This is a genomic window from Clostridium sp. NSJ-145 (assembly GCF_021044725.1).
In the GTDB taxonomy this organism is placed as follows: domain Bacteria; phylum Bacillota; class Clostridia; order Clostridiales; family Clostridiaceae; genus Clostridium; species Clostridium disporicum_B.
In genome coordinates this window covers 150,540-167,336 of sequence record NZ_JAJNOS010000003.1, presented here as the reverse complement: position 1 = coordinate 167,336, position 16,797 = coordinate 150,540, and the positions used below count along the sequence as shown (strand labels likewise).

Annotated in this window: 15 protein-coding genes; 13 read left to right on the top strand and 2 right to left on the bottom strand. The window is 26.7% G+C overall.

The window, feature by feature from the left end; genetic code table 11:
* Window positions 1-17: 17 nt before the first annotated feature.
* Window positions 18-626: a glycosyltransferase gene (locus LQE93_RS04615; RefSeq protein WP_231072208.1), complete on the top strand. Its 609-nt coding sequence runs from the start codon at window positions 18-20 to the stop codon at window positions 624-626.
* 397 nt (window positions 627-1,023) lie between these two features.
* Window positions 1,024-1,428 carry a hypothetical protein gene (locus LQE93_RS04610; protein WP_055262871.1) on the top strand — a complete coding sequence of 135 codons (405 nt, stop codon included), beginning with the start codon at window positions 1,024-1,026 and terminating at the stop codon, window positions 1,426-1,428.
* Between the two features lie 24 nt (window positions 1,429-1,452).
* On the opposite strand, the gene LQE93_RS04605 is transcribed toward LQE93_RS04610, so the two are convergent.
* The gene (locus LQE93_RS04605) at window positions 1,453-1,980 is read right to left on the bottom strand and encodes a hypothetical protein (RefSeq protein ID WP_186838220.1); all 528 of its coding nucleotides are present in this window, start codon (window positions 1,978-1,980) and stop codon (window positions 1,453-1,455) included.
* A 226-nt stretch (window positions 1,981-2,206) separates the two neighbouring features.
* Between LQE93_RS04605 and LQE93_RS04600 the strand changes: the two genes are divergently transcribed.
* The 3 genes from LQE93_RS04600 (at window position 2,207) to LQE93_RS04590 (ending at window position 5,281) form a co-directional block, all read left to right on the top strand.
* Entirely contained in the window at window positions 2,207-2,644 is a 438-nt protein-coding gene (locus LQE93_RS04600; RefSeq protein ID WP_231072206.1) for a hypothetical protein, read from the top strand.
* Between the two features lie 149 nt (window positions 2,645-2,793).
* The gene (locus LQE93_RS04595; RefSeq protein ID WP_186838221.1) at window positions 2,794-3,633 is read left to right on the top strand and encodes a glycerophosphodiester phosphodiesterase family protein; all 840 of its coding nucleotides are present in this window, start codon (window positions 2,794-2,796) and stop codon (window positions 3,631-3,633) included.
* 142 nt (window positions 3,634-3,775) lie between these two features.
* Window positions 3,776-5,281: a carboxypeptidase M32 gene (locus tag LQE93_RS04590; protein ID WP_231072204.1), complete on the top strand. Its 1,506-nt coding sequence runs from the start codon at window positions 3,776-3,778 to the stop codon at window positions 5,279-5,281.
* Window positions 5,282-5,337: 56 nt separating this feature from the next.
* Here LQE93_RS04590 and LQE93_RS04585 read toward each other — a convergent pair whose 3' ends face one another.
* Window positions 5,338-6,753 carry a spore germination protein gene (locus tag LQE93_RS04585; RefSeq protein ID WP_231072203.1) on the bottom strand — a complete coding sequence of 472 codons (1,416 nt, stop codon included), beginning with the start codon at window positions 6,751-6,753 and terminating at the stop codon, window positions 5,338-5,340.
* Between the two features lie 116 nt (window positions 6,754-6,869).
* On the opposite strand from LQE93_RS04585, the gene ybaK reads away from it, so the two are divergent.
* The 8 genes from ybaK to hutH all read left to right on the top strand — a co-directional run bounded on the left by ybaK (window position 6,870) and on the right by hutH (window position 16,779).
* Window positions 6,870-7,337 carry a Cys-tRNA(Pro) deacylase gene (gene ybaK, locus LQE93_RS04580; protein ID WP_231072201.1) on the top strand — a complete coding sequence of 156 codons (468 nt, stop codon included), beginning with the start codon at window positions 6,870-6,872 and terminating at the stop codon, window positions 7,335-7,337.
* Window positions 7,338-7,423: 86 nt separating this feature from the next.
* The gene (locus LQE93_RS04575) at window positions 7,424-8,209 is read left to right on the top strand and encodes a tetratricopeptide repeat protein (protein ID WP_055262885.1); all 786 of its coding nucleotides are present in this window, start codon (window positions 7,424-7,426) and stop codon (window positions 8,207-8,209) included.
* Window positions 8,210-8,243: 34 nt separating this feature from the next.
* Window positions 8,244-8,792, top strand: a complete 549-nt coding sequence (locus LQE93_RS04570; RefSeq protein ID WP_186838653.1) for a GNAT family N-acetyltransferase — start codon at window positions 8,244-8,246, stop codon at window positions 8,790-8,792.
* Window positions 8,793-8,894: 102 nt separating this feature from the next.
* Complete coding sequence (locus LQE93_RS04565; protein WP_231072199.1) at window positions 8,895-10,589, top strand: M3 family oligoendopeptidase; 1,695 nt, start codon at window positions 8,895-8,897, stop codon at window positions 10,587-10,589.
* Between the two features lie 185 nt (window positions 10,590-10,774).
* Window positions 10,775-11,122 (top strand): hypothetical protein, encoded by a 348-nt coding sequence (locus LQE93_RS04560; protein ID WP_186838651.1) that lies wholly within the window; start codon window positions 10,775-10,777, stop codon window positions 11,120-11,122.
* Between the two features lie 105 nt (window positions 11,123-11,227).
* Window positions 11,228-14,332: a DEAD/DEAH box helicase gene (locus tag LQE93_RS04555; RefSeq protein WP_231072197.1), complete on the top strand. Its 3,105-nt coding sequence runs from the start codon at window positions 11,228-11,230 to the stop codon at window positions 14,330-14,332.
* 137 nt (window positions 14,333-14,469) lie between these two features.
* Window positions 14,470-15,114, top strand: a complete 645-nt coding sequence (locus LQE93_RS04550; RefSeq protein WP_055262895.1) for a Bax inhibitor-1 family protein — start codon at window positions 14,470-14,472, stop codon at window positions 15,112-15,114.
* A gap of 141 nt (window positions 15,115-15,255) precedes the next feature.
* A complete protein-coding gene (gene hutH, locus LQE93_RS04545; RefSeq protein ID WP_231072195.1) occupies window positions 15,256-16,779 on the top strand; it encodes a histidine ammonia-lyase in 1,524 nt (507 codons plus the stop codon).
* Window positions 16,780-16,797 lie beyond the last annotated feature (18 nt).

The following is a 16,797-nucleotide window of genomic DNA, read 5'->3' as shown; positions in this document are numbered from 1 at the left end:
ACGTGGGGGATAAGAAAATGAGTAATTCAAACTTTAGTAGAAATATAGGAATTTTGATGAGTTTAATAATAATAGCTTTAGGTCTTCTATACATGTGTAGTACTTTTGGATCTAAAGCTTATTTTACGTTAAGTTCTTATTTAGTAATACTATTATTATATATAGTAATCAAGAAGGTTATTTCTTTTTCTTATAAATCTAGAGATTATGATTTGTTGCAGTATTCTGTATCAGTAGTGATAGTAGTGGAAGGGGAAGATTCAGAAGCTTTAGTTAGACTAGTTAAAAATTTGCTAAATCAAGACTATCCATTAAAAGAGATATTAATCATAAATATAAATAGTAAAAATTTAAATATATATTATATGGCTAAAAAGATACGTAAACAAATTGAGCTATTTAAAGAAAGTGGAATAAAAGGTGAAATTGATTTAGGTGATATAAAGAGTTGCCCTGAAATTATAATTAAAAAAACATCGAGAAATGAAGACAAAAGTAGTGCAGAAACATGGGGATTTACTAGAAGTACTGGAAATATAGTATTAATATGTAACAATAATAGTATTATTGATAATGATGGAATAAAGGAATTAATTAAGTCTGTTGAAGATTCATTTGCTTCTTAGGCAAAAAGGTTTTAGAAGTGTTATATAAGTGCAACTTCTTTAAGCATATATGCTTTTTATATAGAAAATAAAGCTCTGAATAAAGAGCTTATTTTTTTATAAGTAATTTTGAAAGTTTAATTCAGTAACAGCCACTTACTTTAAAAGAATAATGATAAAATAGGATATTTAATATAGTAGTATATTTGGAAAATAAATCTTTGAAGTAATAAATATTATAGCGACTAAACAAATTAAAAAATGCATATTATAAGTTAATAATATAACAAAAAATATGTATTTAATATACAAGAGTTGGAATATATTACTATAATGATTGTGACAAAATTCGACATAGGTTTTAAGCTGTTTATTATATAATTATATTGTAAAAACAGTACGAAAGGTGATGGGGGAAATGGAAAGAGCTGAAGTATTAAGAAAATTGGCTGATGAGGCGGTAAATTTAATAAAGGAATTTAGAGAAGAGGCGTGTGTTTTAGGAGAAAACCCACTTTGTGATGTTTTAGTTAATGAATCAAATGATATAGTAATTTTTGAAAATGGAATAAAGGAACCTATAGAATATAGCTTAAGTGAAATAAGTTATATTTTTGAAGATGATATTGAGGGATTTAACAATTGTGGTAGTAACTTTAATGAAGGTATAGAATTAGCATTAAGAGAAGCAAGATTAGAATATGATAAGTTAAATAAAGAAGAATTTTCAAATTACATAGGTAGAATTATATACGCTCAATTCAGATGTGAAGAAATTTATAATAGTTTATTAGAAATAGAAAGCATAACAAGAAGTTTATAATAGATAGAAAAAGAAGTGCAGCTCTTATTTAGCTGGCACTTCTTTTATTTTAATATTTTTTGGTAATGATGTTTTGAATTCCTTTATTAGCGATTTAGGATCTTCTGTTTTTATTTTTATAGTATGAAGAAAATCCTTTGTAGAAATTGAAAGTTCATACAGATTATCTTTATTTTCTGGCTTCAATAAAACATTTTTTATTTCACTAAACTCAACATAGAAATTTTTAATTATTAAAAAATTATCGAATATGTAGAACTTTGAACTTGATAATTTTATTAAAAAATAAACTAGTATATCTATTAAAATCATTGGTATTAGTAATAATACAAAAGTTTTGTTGAATAAGGAATATATACCAAATGCTATTGTAGCAATAACTAATACTATTGCAGCAAGATAAGTTGTATATGAGCTAACATTTAATACAACTTTTATTTTGTCCTTATTTTTTCTTACTTGTTTATAGTATGATGAAAATAAAATAGTAAAATAATATGTTGGAACACCTATAAAAAGAATAGTAAATAAAATTGATATAAAAGTATTCATCGATTTCTCCTTTAAAATTATATATTTATTAAAATCATAGCAAAGAGTATTTTACAATATTGTATAAAATTTATCAAATATTAAAAAATAGGAATATAAAGATTTATTCTCGATATTTGGACATATTTAGGTTAAATTGTAGCGTTATTTAAATATAATAAAAAACTATTTATAATTAAATAAAAAAAATAATAGAGGAAATAATATTTTTTAGGAGGTGTTTTGAATGGATGGAAACATAGAAATTTTAAATTTTATATACCAAAACTCTGAGATGGGTACTGAAACAATAAAACATCTTATTGATATTACTGAGAAATCTACAAATCAAGAATTTAAAAATATTTTGTACTCTCAATACAATGAATATAATAAAATATTTAAAGATTCTGAGAAGATGATAAAAGATAGAGGACATGACCCAAAAGATATTAATAAGTTTCAAAAAATCACAACATATATTATGATAAATATGAAAACTTTAACTGATAAAAGTCCGTCACATCTTTCAGAAATGCTTATTCAAGGAAGCACTATGGGAGTAATTGATGCAACTAAGAGAATTAACCAATATGATGATGCAGATAAAGATGTTTTAGACTTAGCAAATAAATTGTTAGATTTTGAAAAAGATAATCAAGAAGAATGGAAAAAATTCTTATAATCATACATGGAACTATAGATACTAATAAATTAAATTTATTTAGTAGATATAGTTCTCTTTATTTATTCATATAAATTTATTAATAAGTAATAAATAAGTTGGATAATAAATGGAAAAAGATATATAATTTATAGATGGGTGATGATTGAATGTATGAGAATTTTGGAAAAATAATAGTAACAGTTGGATTAGATATAGTTATTTTACTTGTAATATATATCTTTCTTATATATGGAGATAAGAAGGATGTAGAGGAGACAGAATGGTTGACAAGTACTAAATTTGCACATAGAGGGTTGTATTCTAACGACCAAGTAATACCAGAAAATTCATTAGAAGCTTTTAATAACGCCATTAAAAACAATTATGGTATTGAATTAGATGTTGCTTTTACTAAGGATAAGAAAACAGTAGTATTTCATGATGATAACTTATTAAGGATGACAGGTTTAAATAAAAAAATAAGTGATTGCACATTAGAGGAACTACAAAACTTAACATTAGCTGATACAGAGTATAAAATTCCTACTTTTAGTGAGGTACTTAGTTTAGTAGATGGAAAAGTTCCTTTAATAATTGAAATAAAATCAAATAGTGATAGAGATGGTTTGTGTAAAGCTGTGGAAAACGAGCTTAAAAAATATAAAGGTAATTTTTGTATTGAATCTTTTGATCCTTTAATACTGAGCAGAATAAAAAAGAATATGCCAGAAGTAATAAGAGGACAACTTTCAATGAAGTTTCCTAAAGAAAATAAATCTCCGAAAACACTTAAAATAGTCCTAGAATACTTATTATTAAATTGTAAAAGTAGACCTCATTTTATAGCATATAATTGGATAGATTCAGATAATCTTTCTCTAAAAATTTTAAGAAAATTAGGAATTATAACTATTGCTTGGACTGTTAATTCTGAAAAGGCTTTGGAAGTAAGTAGTGAAAAGTTCGACACGATAATCTTTGAGCATTGTGAACCAATGAATTACTAAATTTTAAATATAAATTAGCTTAAATAAAAAGGACTAAATACAGTCCTTTATTTTTATATAAAATTTGGCTATAATAAAATGGGGAAATTTAACAGAAAATTTATTCTTGCTAAATGCAATAAATAAAAATAGGAGGATGAAAATGAATTTAGAAAAGAAGTTTGAAGAGGTTAAGGAGTATATTGGAGAAGTTGAATATCTAACACATGCAATGGTGTTAGTTGATTGGGATACAAGAACTAATATGCCTATAAAAGCAGGAGAATCAAGAAGTAAGGTATTAGAATATTTATCAGGTCAGTTATTTAATATGACTACATCACCAAAGGTTAAGACATTTATAGAAGAGTTAACGCCATATAAAAATGAGATGTCTTTAGTTCAAAGAAGAATTCTTGAAGAGCTTGAAAGAAATTATAATGAAATTATGAAAATACCTGAAGATAGATATGTGGCTTCTGTTGGAGCTACAAGTAGAGCTCAAATTGCATGGGAAAAGGCTAAAGAGGCAAATGATTATGAAAGCTTTAAACCATACCTTCAGAATGTTATTGATTTTTCTAGAGAATTTATTGGGTATTGGGGATACGAAGGTGATAAATATAATACATTATTAGATAAATATGAAAAAGGACTTACAGTTGAAAAGTTAGATAAAATATTTAGTGAGTTAAGAGATGGAATAGTAGAGATATTAGAAAACATCAAGAAAAGTGATAAGAAAATAAGTACAGATATACTAAATGGTAATTTCGATGTAAATAAGCAAAAGGAGTTATCATTGTGTGTACTTGAAAAAATGGGATTTGATTTAGAAGCAGGAAGATTAGATGTAAGTGTCCATCCATTCACAACAAATATGGGAAACAAGGATGTAAGATTAACTACTAATTATCATAAGGATAGATTTGCTTCAGCATTATTTAGTACAATTCACGAAGGTGGACATGGGATTTATGAACAAAATATTAGTGATGATTTAGAGAATACAGGATTAAACGCTGGGGTTTCAATGGCTATTCATGAATCACAATCAAGATTTTATGAGAATATAATAGGAAGAAGCAAAGAGTTCACTTCATATTTATTGAATTTATCTAGAAAATATTTTGAAGAATTTAAGGACGTTACTGCAGAAGAGTTTTATGAAGCAATGAATAAAGTAGAGCCTTCATTTATTAGAACAGAAGCTGATGAATTAACTTATTCACTTCATATAATTATTAGATATGAATTAGAAAAAGATTTGATAAATGGAAGAATAACATTAGATCAACTTCCAAGTGAATGGAACAAGAAGTATAAAGAATACTTAGGTGTTGAACCGACAAGCGATTCTGTTGGGGTTTTACAAGATGTTCATTGGTCTGCATCATTATTTGGATACTTTCCTAGCTATGCATTAGGTAATCTTTATGGAGCACAAATTTATTATACGCTTTTAAAAGAAGAACCTAAAATAATGGAAGACATTGCAGAGGGGAATCTTAATAATCTACATTCTTGGTTAAAAGAAAATATTCATAAATATGGAAGTATTTATTTGCCAGCTGAGATAATTAAAAGAGTAACTGGAGAAGAGTTAAACCCACAATATTTCATTAAGTATTTAAAGGATAAGTATTATGAAATATACAATATTAAGTAAATAATAAAAAGCTCTATTAAACCTTAAAATTGTAAAGCGGTTTAATAGAGCTTTTATTATCTTTTCTCAATTTGTTTTCTAGTTCTGAAAAGTACCTTTTTCAAAGCTTTCCAATTAAAAGGTATAAGTGGGTATAAATACTTTTCACCAGTTACTGTCTTAGTTGTAAATAGAATTATTAAATTAAATACTAATCCTGCTATAAATCCCCAATCACCGAACAATCCAGTAGTTATAAGTAGGAGGATACGATTAAATTTTAATGCAAATCCTAGTTCAATGCTAGGTTGAACAAAACTAGTTAGCGCTACTATTGACATATAAAGGATAGTTTGAGGGGTAAACCATCCAGTTTGAACTGTATAATCACCTAAAATTAATCCACCTATAATTGAAAGTGAAGTACCTAGAGAGTTAGGTGTATTAAGTGATGCTAGTTTCAATCCATCTATAGCAATCTCTGCTATAAGAAATTGTATGAATATTGGTATTGTATAAGGGTCTTTCGGCAATAGAAAGCTTAATTTTCCAACTAACCACTGAGGATTATCTGTTAATAGCACATAAACTGGAGTTAAGAATATATTTACAAAAAGTACAAGATATCTTAACATCTTTAGATAATTTCCTGTAATTACAGGTAGATAATAATCATCGATAGATTGGAAAAAATCGAAAATACTGCCAGGCAATATTAGCGCAGAAGGTGTATTATCGATTAATATAACGATTTTACCTTCGATAATTTCAGCAGCTACTACATCTGGTCTTTCTGTATATCTTGCTTTAGGAAATGGATTTAATCGACTTTTAGGCATTAATACCTCAAGTAAACTTTCATCTCCTAAAGTTAAAGCTTTAATCTTTAAACCTTCTATTAATTCTTTAACCTTATTTAATGTTTTTTTATCTACTTTACTTTCTAGATATCCGATTGCTACATCCGTTTGAGATATTTGACCTATAGTATGCATTTCGAATATAAGCTTAGGATCTCTAATCCTCCTTCTGATTAAGGCAGTATTAAATACTATAGTTTCCACAAAACCATCATGAGAACCACGTAAAACCTTCTCTTTATCTGGCTCATCAACACCTCTAGAAGGATATGTTCTATAATCAAGAATAAGAGCTTCATTAAAGCTTTCACATAGCATAGCTGTTTGACCAGATAAAACAGCTTTAACGATGCTGTCTATATCAGTATCTGTAGAAGCTTCTATAGAGCTTAAAGCTTTTTCTATAAGCTCTTGGGCAGAAGATATACTTTTAAAGTCTTCTTTTTTAAGATTGTACATATCTCTTCTTACATATTCCATATTAGTATCTTTTACAAAGCCATCAAGATAATAACAATAGAATTTTGTGTTATGTACATCGATTATTCTTTCAAGAACATCAAATGTTTTTCCTACTTGTAATTCTTTTTGTAGTAGTTCAACATTTTTCTTAAAATTATTTGTTAATTTCATTTTTAGCTCCTTATCTATAAAAATAATACATTTAGTTTTAACTTTTTTTGAAGCTTATATACTAATTTTGTAGTAAAATAAATAGAAGATAATTTAAAGGTGAGGTGTTGTTACATATGACTAAAACAAATGCTATGAGAATTTTAGATAAAAATAAGATTAAATATGAAGTAATAGAATACGATATATCTGATGGAAAAATCGATGGAGTATCTGTTGCTGAAAAGACAAATCAAGATGTTAAAGAAGTGTATAAAACATTAGTAACACAGGGCAATACTAAAACGATTTATGTATTTGTTATACCAGTAAATGAAGAATTAAATCTTAAGAAAGCAGCAAAAGTATGTGGTGAAAAGAAAATAGATATGATACATGTAAATGATATTCTGAAACTAACAGGATATATTAGGGGTGGCTGCTCACCAATTGGTATGAAGAAGTTATATAAAACATTTATTCATAAAGATGCTGAAAGTTTAGAGAGAGTATGTGTAAGTGGTGGTAAAAAGGGCTTACAAGTTAAGTTAGCACCACAAGATTTACAGAATGTTTCAAATGCAATATTTGAAGACTTACTTTAATTAATTATTTTCAAAGAGAAGTTAATAATTAATGTAGGTATAATTTATAAATATTTATTATCATTTAATATTAAGGAGAGAAAGAAATGGAACTAAATATGGATTTTTTACGTGAATATGAAAATTTAATGAATGAGGATGTGGAAAAAGCTTTAGAGTTTTGCATAAATACTTTAGAAGAAAGCAATAATCCTGAAATTTATATTTATATAGGTGAGTGCTATATGGCTTTAAATTTATTTGAAGAAGCTATAGAAGCTATAGATAAAGGATTAAAGGAAGGGTCAGTAAATATAAATTTTGCTAAGAGTTTAAAAGGAGAGTCTTTATTCTACTTAGAGAAATATGAAGAAAGTAAAGAGATATTTTTAGAATTATTAAAAGAAAGACCAAATAGCTTTTTCTCAATAGCTTATCTTACTGATATAGATATTAAGCTAGGTAACTATAAAGAAGGAGTAGAAAGAGCAGAAGAAGCGTTAAAGAAAAATAAACTTGATAGCAAAGATTCTGCTTATATAGAAGTAAATATAGGTTGGATAAAACTTAAATATTTAAATAAAGAAGATGAAGCATTAAATCACTTTAATCATGCACTAGATTTAGATAATAATTTAGGAAATGCTTATATAGGATTTGCAGAATATTATTTAAGAAAAGAAGAGTATTTTAAAGCTATAGATAATTTTGAAAAGGCAATTGATCTTGGCGAAAATACTTTAGATGTATATTTTGGAATGGGATTAGCATATAAAGGGTTAGGACAATTAGAAGATGCTTTAGAATACTTTAAAGTTGTATATAATGCTGATGAAAGCTATGAAGAAGCTAAGAAAGAAATAGAACTAATTGAAAGTGTTCAATCTAACTAATAGTTAATTACTTTAAAAGTATATAGGAGAATTTATGAATAAAAGTATTAAGATAAAACATATTAGTGGAAGAATTATTGATGCAAAGATTAGAAGGTTGACAAATAGGGATTTAGATAAAATTTTATTACTTCAAGATTTCATATATGAGAGTATGGTAGATAAAAGCCTTTTTGCTAAGACAGAAAAAGAAGAGTTTGAAAACATGATAAACAATAACGGCGAGGTTATAGGAGTTGTTACTGAAGATGATGAACTTATAGCTTTTGGTGCTATGATAAAGCCAGAATTTGAAAAATTTAACTTAGGATATGATCTAAATTATGATGATAAAAAACTTATTTCAATAGCTCATATTGAATCCACAGTAGTACATTCAGATTATAGAGGAAATAGGTTACAAAGAACTTTGGTAGAAGAACTTGAAAAAGTTGCAAAAGGTAAAGGATGCTGTATTTTTTGTGCAACAGTAGCACCACAAAACGAATTTAGTTTAAATACATTCATTAAATTGGGATATAAAATAGCTATAGAAAAAGAGAAGTATGGTGGCTTAAAAAGATACATTGTTATTAAGGAATAAAAATATAAATAAGTTGATATTGCCTAAAATAATATTGTTGGAATTATATATATTATATGGTATAATTTTCATGAAACATATTTACATATTGGAGGGGCTAAGATGGAATTTAAAGACTATACATATGAAAGACCAAGTTATGAAGAATATAAAAGTGAATTTAATATTTTATTAGATAAATTCACAAATGCTTCAACATACGAAGAGTGTAAGAAAGCATTAGAAGATATAAATGCTTTAAGGGGCACACTTATGACTATGATGGAACTTGCTGGTATAAGATACACTATAAACACAAATGATGAGTTTTATAGTGAAGAAAAATATTACTGGGATGAAAATTCTCCGTTATATGAAGAACTAGATGATAGATACAACAAGGCAATGGTTACTTCTAAGTTTAGGGAAGAGTTAGAAAGAGAATATGGTAAGCAATTATTTAAATTACTAGAATTAAAGCTTAAAGCTTTCTCTAAAGATATTATTGAGGATTTGCAGCTTGAAAATAAATTAACTTCAGAGTATGTAAAGCTTATAGCTTCAGCTAAGATACCATTTAACGGTGAAGTATTAAATCTATCAGGTTTAGGAAAATACAAAGAATCAACTGATAGAAAGATTAGAGAAGCAGCATGGGGAGCTTCATCAAAATTCTTTACAGAACATGAAGATGAGTTTGATTCAATTTATGATAAATTAGTAAAAGTAAGAACTAAGATAGCTAAAAAGTTAGGGTATAACAACTTTGTAGAGCTTGGTTATATAAGAATGAGTAGAACTGATTATAATGCAGAAATGGTTAGTGAGTTTAGAAAGCAAGTTAAAGAATATATAGTACCTGTTGCTTCTAAGCTATATGAAAGACAAAGAGAAAGATTGGGATTAGACGAATTAAAGTATTATGATATAGATATGGAATTCACTTCAGGAAATGCTACACCTAAAGGAGATAAAGATTGGATATTATCTAATGGAGAAAAAATGTACAGTGAACTTTCTCCTGAAACAAAAGAATTCTTTGACTTTATGGTAGAAAGAAAGTTACTTGATCTTGAAACTAAGGAAGGTAAAGCAGGTGGAGGATATTGTACTTATATAAATGATTATAAGTCACCTTTCATTTTCTCAAACTTTAATGGAACTTCAGGAGATATTGATGTATTAACACATGAAGCAGGACATGCATTCCAAGTTTATAATTCTACTTGGATTTCTGTACCTGAAATTGTTTGGCCTACTTATGAAAGTTGTGAAATACATTCTATGAGTATGGAATTCTTAACATGGCCTTGGATGAATAACTTCTTTTTAGAAGATACAGATAAGTATAAATTTACACATTTAGGATCAGCTATTAAATTTATACCTTATGGTGTAACTGTAGATGAATTCCAACATTTTGTTTATGAGAATCCAGAAGCTACACCAATGGAAAGAAAAAATATGTGGAGACAATTAGAAAAGAAATATTTGCCACATAAAAATTATGAAGGTGATGATTTCTTAGAAAGAGGAGGATTCTGGTTTAAACAAAGTCATATTTTTGAAAATCCATTCTACTATATTGATTATACATTAGCTCAAATTTGTGCACTTCAATTCTGGAAGAAAGCTAATGAAAATAGAGAAGTTGCATGGAATGATTATTTAAGACTTTGTAAAGCTGGTGGAACTAAGTCTTTCTTAGAACTTGTTAAACTAGCAAATTTAAAATCTCCATTTAAAGATGGCTGTGTAAGCTCAATTATTGGTGATATCGAAAATTGGTTAGACAATGTAAATGATAAGAGTTTATAATAAATTAGTTCTATAAATAATTAAATACAGATAAAATTACACCTCAACTATTATGAAGAAAATTAATTTTTAAGAAATAACTTATATATTAGTGTATGTATTGTTATTTAAATAAGCGAATTAGAGTTTTTTCTTTGCTTATAAATTTTAATTTACTTGTCAATAATAATGTTGAGGTGAATTTAATGTACGATAACATAGGAATTAATAAAGAAAAAAGATTAAATTATATGAAAAAAAGAATACGAATTCCCAAAATAACCAATAGAAATTATTATATTTATAGCTATGATTATGATAATAATTGTTGTGAAGACAATGATTTTGAAGATGCATACAAAGATTATTACGAAAATGAATATGATTATGAGAATGATGAATATAAAGAAAATTATCCATGTGATGCTTTCTGTGAAGATTATGAAGAGACTTGTAGGTGTACTATGAATACAGTGAAAAAGTTAGCTTTAGTTTCAGCAGGAGTTTTAGTTGGTGTATCTGCAATTTCATTATTATTATCTAAAAGAAGGTAAGCGTAATATAAAATAAAAGTAGTGGAATTTATAATATATAAGAAGTATAATATGAATAAAAATAAAAGACTCTTTTAAGAGTCTTTTTTAGTTTAGGTGATTAAATTGAATTATAAACGTTTAGAAGAAAATATTTTAAGAAGTTGTAGTGGATTAACTAGAAAAAAAGGAAACGAATTAATATTAAATAAAGCTGTTAAAAGTATTCAAGGGAAAAAAGTAGATGGTGTTTATCATATATACGGTAAACTAGAAAATGATAATAAAGTTATTAATACACACCTTAAATATGACTTAAATAAAGAGAGATTATGTGGCTATAAATGTACATGCAGTAAGTATAAAGATTACTTAGAGCAAGGGTACTCATATTATTGTGAACATATAGCAGCTACATCTTTAAGATTTTTAGATTCACTAAAGAGTAAGATTAAAGATAGTAAGGAAAACTCGCAAAGTGTACCAAAGAAAGATGTAAGAGAGATACTACATATAGAAAGTAAGATTTACTATTATAAGGTAAATAATTTAAATCAATTTTTTTTAGAGCTAAAAGTAGGAAATAAATCAAAATATTTAATTAGTAATATAAAAGAATTTATTTATTCAGTTTTTAATGATAAAGAGATAAAGCTGACTGATACTTTTAAGTATTCACCTCTAAAGCATAAAATAAATGAAAGTGACTTAAAATACTTAGATTATATTAAAGGAAATATTCTAAATAATAGTACCAATGGTGCTAAAATTAAAATCGAGCAAAAGCAATTACCACTACTATTAGGTAAAATACCTAATGAAGAAATACTATTTAAAGATATATACCTAGAGTATAAAACTAAAATTAATAAAGGTACTATTGATATAGCTTTTAATTTGAAAGAAGAAAATGGGCAATTTGTATTATGGTCTGAAAAAAATTTGCCTGTTCCTTTAGATAATGAGAAAAGAGTTTTTTTGTTTAATAGAGAGATTTATTTATTGAAAAAAGAAATTTCTAAGGCTTTTATACCTATATATAATGAATTGAAGAAAAATAACTTCAAATATTTTCCAGGAAATAATCAGAGTTTTATTAATATAATTTCCACACTTTCTAGTATTACTAAGAAGGTAAATGTAAGTGATGATCTAAGAAATTATATGAGAAAGTTTTTGATGGGTAAATATTTTATATATAAAGAAAAAGATAATATATTTTGTGATATTAAGGTTATCTATGGTGATAAAGTAATAAACGTATTAAAGGATAATAAGGTTAAACTAGGATGGATTAGAGATTTAAAGTATGAAGAAAGAGTAATAATGACTTTTGAAAGATATGGATTCATAAAAAATAATGCAAGAATGAAATTCGTTGGTGATGATGAAAAGCTCTATTCATTTTTACATTCTAGAGAAAATGAACTTTTAACTTCAGGGGAAATAATTATACCTAAGGACTTGAATGAATTTAATGTTTATACTTCTAAAGATTTATATGGAACAGTATATGAAGAGGATTGGGCAATAAAATTATCATATGGAATTAAGGATATCACGCAAGAGGAATTTAAAGAGGCTTATTTAGCATTTAAAAATAATAAGAATTTTTATAAAACTAAGAAAAATAATTTTATTGATTTATTAGATGATAAGATTAGAGAACTATTTAATATGATAAACCTTTTGAATTTAGAGAAAGATTTAGATAAAGGTATATCATATATTAATAAATCTAAATCATCTTTAGTTCAAGGTATTATAAATAAATGTGATTTATCTTTTATATATAATAATGGAAGTTTAAAATCTGTAGAAGATAAGCTTGAAGCTTTAAAATCTAAAGAAATAAAAATTAGTAAAATGCTAATGTCAATTTTAAGGCCATATCAATATGAAGGCGTTAAGTGGATAGATAATTTATATGAATTAGATTTTGGTGGAATTTTAGCAGATGATATGGGGTTGGGTAAGACCTTACAAACAATAGCATTCTTATCAATGAAGAAGAAGGAGAAGTTTCTTATTATAGTACCAACTTCACTTATCTTTAATTGGAGAGATGAGTTTTTAAAGTTTGCTCCTAGTTTAAAAGTAGGAATTGTATATGGAGATAAGAGAGATGATGTACTAAAAGATTATAAAAAATTTAATGGTCTGATTACTACTTATGGAATATTAAAAAATGATTTAGATAAATTTATTGATAAAGAATTTGATATTTGCATTATTGATGAAGCTCAGAATATTAAAAATTATAAATCACAAAATGCAGAATCTGTAAAAAAGATTAAATCAAAGTTTAAATTAGCTTTAACTGGTACTCCTATTGAAAACAGCTTAAAAGAACTTTGGAGTATATTTGATTTTGTAATGCCAGGATTTTTATATTCTACAAAAGAATTTGAAAGTAAATTTAGCAAGGATGATGAAAAGAGCATGATGTTACTTAAGACCTTAATAAATCCTTTTATTTTGAGGAGAACAAAGGAAGAAGTAGCTAAAGATTTACCAGGTAAAAGCGAAAAGAGAATTATAGTAGAATTAGACGAAAATCAAAGATTTATGTATAAAAATTATCTTAATAACGTACGTGAGAAAATTAAAACAGATTCTAATATTCAAGTATTATCTCATTTAACTAGATTAAGACAGATTTGTCTCCATCCTGCATTGGTATTTCCAGAGTATATTGGGAATAGTGGCAAATTTATAATCGCTCATAAGTTAATTAATACAGCAATAAAAAATGATAGAAAGATTTTAATTTTTTCTCAATTTACATCTGTTTTAGATATGTTCGGAGCTGAATTAGAAGAGGATAATATTAAATTTTTCAAATTAAGTGGTGATACTTTATCTAAAGAGAGAATTAAATTGGTTAATGATTTTAACAATAGTGATGATGTGAAAGTGTTTTTAATATCTTTAAAAGCTGGAGGAACTGGATTGAATTTAACTTCAGCGAATTTAGTTATACATTTTGACCCTTGGTGGAACCCTGCTGTAGAATCTCAAGCAAGTGATAGAGCTCATAGGATAGGACAAGAAAAAGATGTAGAAGTAATTAAATTAATTGCTAAAGAAACTATAGAAGAAAGTATAGTTACTTTACAAGAAGATAAAAAAGAATTGATTCAAGATATTTTATCAGGAAGTAATATTAAAAGTTCATCTATAAATAAAAAAATGATACAAGAATTAATTGAAACTTATATAGAAAAGTAATATATAAATGTATTGGTTAAGAAGTAATGGAAATTTAATATGGATATTATATTAATATTTTGTAAAATTATCCTATATCATTTGAATAATATATATGAAAGTGGTAATGTTAATTAAAAGATTAAGGAGGAGTAAAGATGGTTAAGGAAAACTATTTATCCATATTAAAAACTTTTTTTATAGCTCTTATATTTTTAGTTATCGGTGGTATAATAGGCGTGAAATTTATACCTGCTACATTTAGATATATGTTAAATATAGCTTTTTTTGTAGTAGTATTATTTTCAGCATTTTCTAAAAGAGGTGGACTTATAAGAAATAAAGCTAGCATGTACACATATGCATTTATTTTAGGAATTCTTACTGGTTCTACGTATGTTTATTATTTTGCAAGATTAGGGCCAGAGATTTTTATTTCATGTATTGTAGGAGTATTATTAGTATTTGCTTTTGCTTATTTTTTGGCATTAAGAACATCAGAAGAAAAGATTATGAAACTTTCACCAATAATTTGGGGTGGAATTCTTGCATTGATTATACTAGAGTTTATTAATATTTTCTTTTTTAGATTTGGGATATTTGATTTACTTTTATCTACTGCTGGAATTTTAATATACTCGCTTTACGCTATTTATATAATGAAGTCTATACAAAGTAGGTGTAGATACGGAAGACTATCTGAAGGTGAGGTAGTACAACTATCATACTCTATATTTATTAGTTTTCTAAATTTATTACTTGATTTATTAAGATTTATGTCTATCATTAGTGATGACAATTAGCATTTAAATTATTTACAAATAATGGATAAAGATATAAAATTAAAATATAGTGACAGTAAAAAGAGAGGCAAATCCTCTCTTTTTATTATATATAATTATCAGAATTTTCTATAAATACTATAAGATAATAAGGAGAGGTATATGGAAGAAATAATAATTAATGGGAAAGAACTTACTTTACAGAAACTTATTAATATATCTAGATTTAATCGAAAGGTGAAGATTGATGATGCTGCTAAAGATAAGGTTAAAAAATCACGAGCTATAGTAGAGAAAATTGAAAATGAGAAAAAAGTAGTCTATGGGATTACGACTGGATTTGGAAAGTTTGCTAATGTGACTATATCAACAGAGGATTGCAAAAAGCTACAACGTAATTTAATACTTTCACATGCATGCGGAGCAGGGAGGCCTCTTCCTACAGATGTTGTAAGAGCTATTATGGTTTTAAGAGCTAATGCTCTATCAATTGGTTATTCAGGTATAAGACTTAGTACATTAGAAACTTTAATAAAGATGGTAAATGAGAATATTAATCCAATAATATTTGAAAAAGGTTCTTTAGGTGCTTCAGGAGATTTAGCTCCACTATCACATATGGTTTTACCAATGATAGGTGAAGGTGAAGCAGAGTATAAAGGGGAGATTATGTCAGGAAGAGAAGCTATGATAAAAGCAGATGTTAATATCGTAGAATTAACTTCCAAAGAAGGGTTAGCCTTAATTAATGGTACTCAAGTAATGACAGCAATAGGGGCATTAACAGTTTATGACGCCATTAATTTAATAAAGGTAAGTGATATTGCAGCAGCATTAACTTTAGAAGCTTTAAGAGGCATAAAGGATGCTTTTGATATAAGAGCTCATAAAGTAAGACCTCATAAGGGACAATTAAAAACTGCCGAAAATATTTTGAATTTAACTGAAGGAAGTACTTATATTACTAGACAGGGAGAACTAAGAGTACAAGATGCTTATTCTTTAAGGTGCATACCACAGGTGCATGGAGCAAGTAAAGATGCAATATCTTATGTAGAAGAAAAAGTTTTAATAGAGATGAATTCTGTAACAGATAATCCAACTATATTAGAAGATAGTGATGTAATATCAGGTGGTAACTTTCATGGACAACCTATGGCATTAAGTTTTGATTTTTTAGGAATAGCTTTAGCTGAATTAGCTAATATATCTGAAAGACGTCTTGAAAGATTAATTAATAATCAATTGAATGATTTACCATCATTTTTAATAGAAAATGGAGGATTGAATTCAGGATTTATGATAACTCAATATGCAGCAGCTTCATTAGTTTCAGAGAATAAGGTTTTAGCTCATCCAGCCTCAGTTGATTCAATTCCCTCTTCAGGTAATCAAGAAGACCATGTAAGTATGGGAACAATTGCTGCTAGAAAGAGTAGAGAAATATTAGAAAATGTAAAGAGGGTAATTGCCACAGAAATTATGGCGGCATGTCAAGCTATTGACTTTAGAGAAGGATTAATATTAGGAAAAGGAACAAAGGTTGCTTATGATATTGTAAGGCGACATGTAGACTTTGTAAAAGAAGATAAGATTATGTATAAAGATTTAGAAAAAATTACTGAGTTAATAACATCAGAGGAACTATTAAGAGAGGTTGAAAAAGTGGTAGAGTTAAAATATTAGTAAGGAGATATACTAAAT

Bases quoted from the DNA above. Each gene is read 5' to 3' on its own strand.
- LQE93_RS04615 (WP_231072208.1), top strand. From the start codon at position 18: ATGAGTAATTCAAACTTTAGTAGAAATATAGGAATTTTGATGAGTTTA.
- LQE93_RS04610 (WP_055262871.1), top strand. From the start codon at position 1,024: ATGGAAAGAGCTGAAGTATTAAGAAAATTGGCTGATGAGGCGGTAAAT.
- LQE93_RS04605 (WP_186838220.1), bottom strand. From the start codon at position 1,980: ATGAATACTTTTATATCAATTTTATTTACTATTCTTTTTATAGGTGTT.
- LQE93_RS04600 (WP_231072206.1), top strand. From the start codon at position 2,207: ATGGATGGAAACATAGAAATTTTAAATTTTATATACCAAAACTCTGAG.
- LQE93_RS04595 (WP_186838221.1), top strand. From the start codon at position 2,794: ATGTATGAGAATTTTGGAAAAATAATAGTAACAGTTGGATTAGATATA.
- LQE93_RS04590 (WP_231072204.1), top strand. From the start codon at position 3,776: ATGAATTTAGAAAAGAAGTTTGAAGAGGTTAAGGAGTATATTGGAGAA.
- LQE93_RS04585 (WP_231072203.1), bottom strand. From the start codon at position 6,753: ATGAAATTAACAAATAATTTTAAGAAAAATGTTGAACTACTACAAAAA.
- ybaK (WP_231072201.1), top strand. From the start codon at position 6,870: ATGACTAAAACAAATGCTATGAGAATTTTAGATAAAAATAAGATTAAA.
- LQE93_RS04575 (WP_055262885.1), top strand. From the start codon at position 7,424: ATGGAACTAAATATGGATTTTTTACGTGAATATGAAAATTTAATGAAT.
- LQE93_RS04570 (WP_186838653.1), top strand. From the start codon at position 8,244: ATGAATAAAAGTATTAAGATAAAACATATTAGTGGAAGAATTATTGAT.
- LQE93_RS04565 (WP_231072199.1), top strand. From the start codon at position 8,895: ATGGAATTTAAAGACTATACATATGAAAGACCAAGTTATGAAGAATAT.
- LQE93_RS04560 (WP_186838651.1), top strand. From the start codon at position 10,775: ATGTACGATAACATAGGAATTAATAAAGAAAAAAGATTAAATTATATG.
- LQE93_RS04550 (WP_055262895.1), top strand. From the start codon at position 14,470: ATGGTTAAGGAAAACTATTTATCCATATTAAAAACTTTTTTTATAGCT.
- hutH (WP_231072195.1), top strand. From the start codon at position 15,256: ATGGAAGAAATAATAATTAATGGGAAAGAACTTACTTTACAGAAACTT.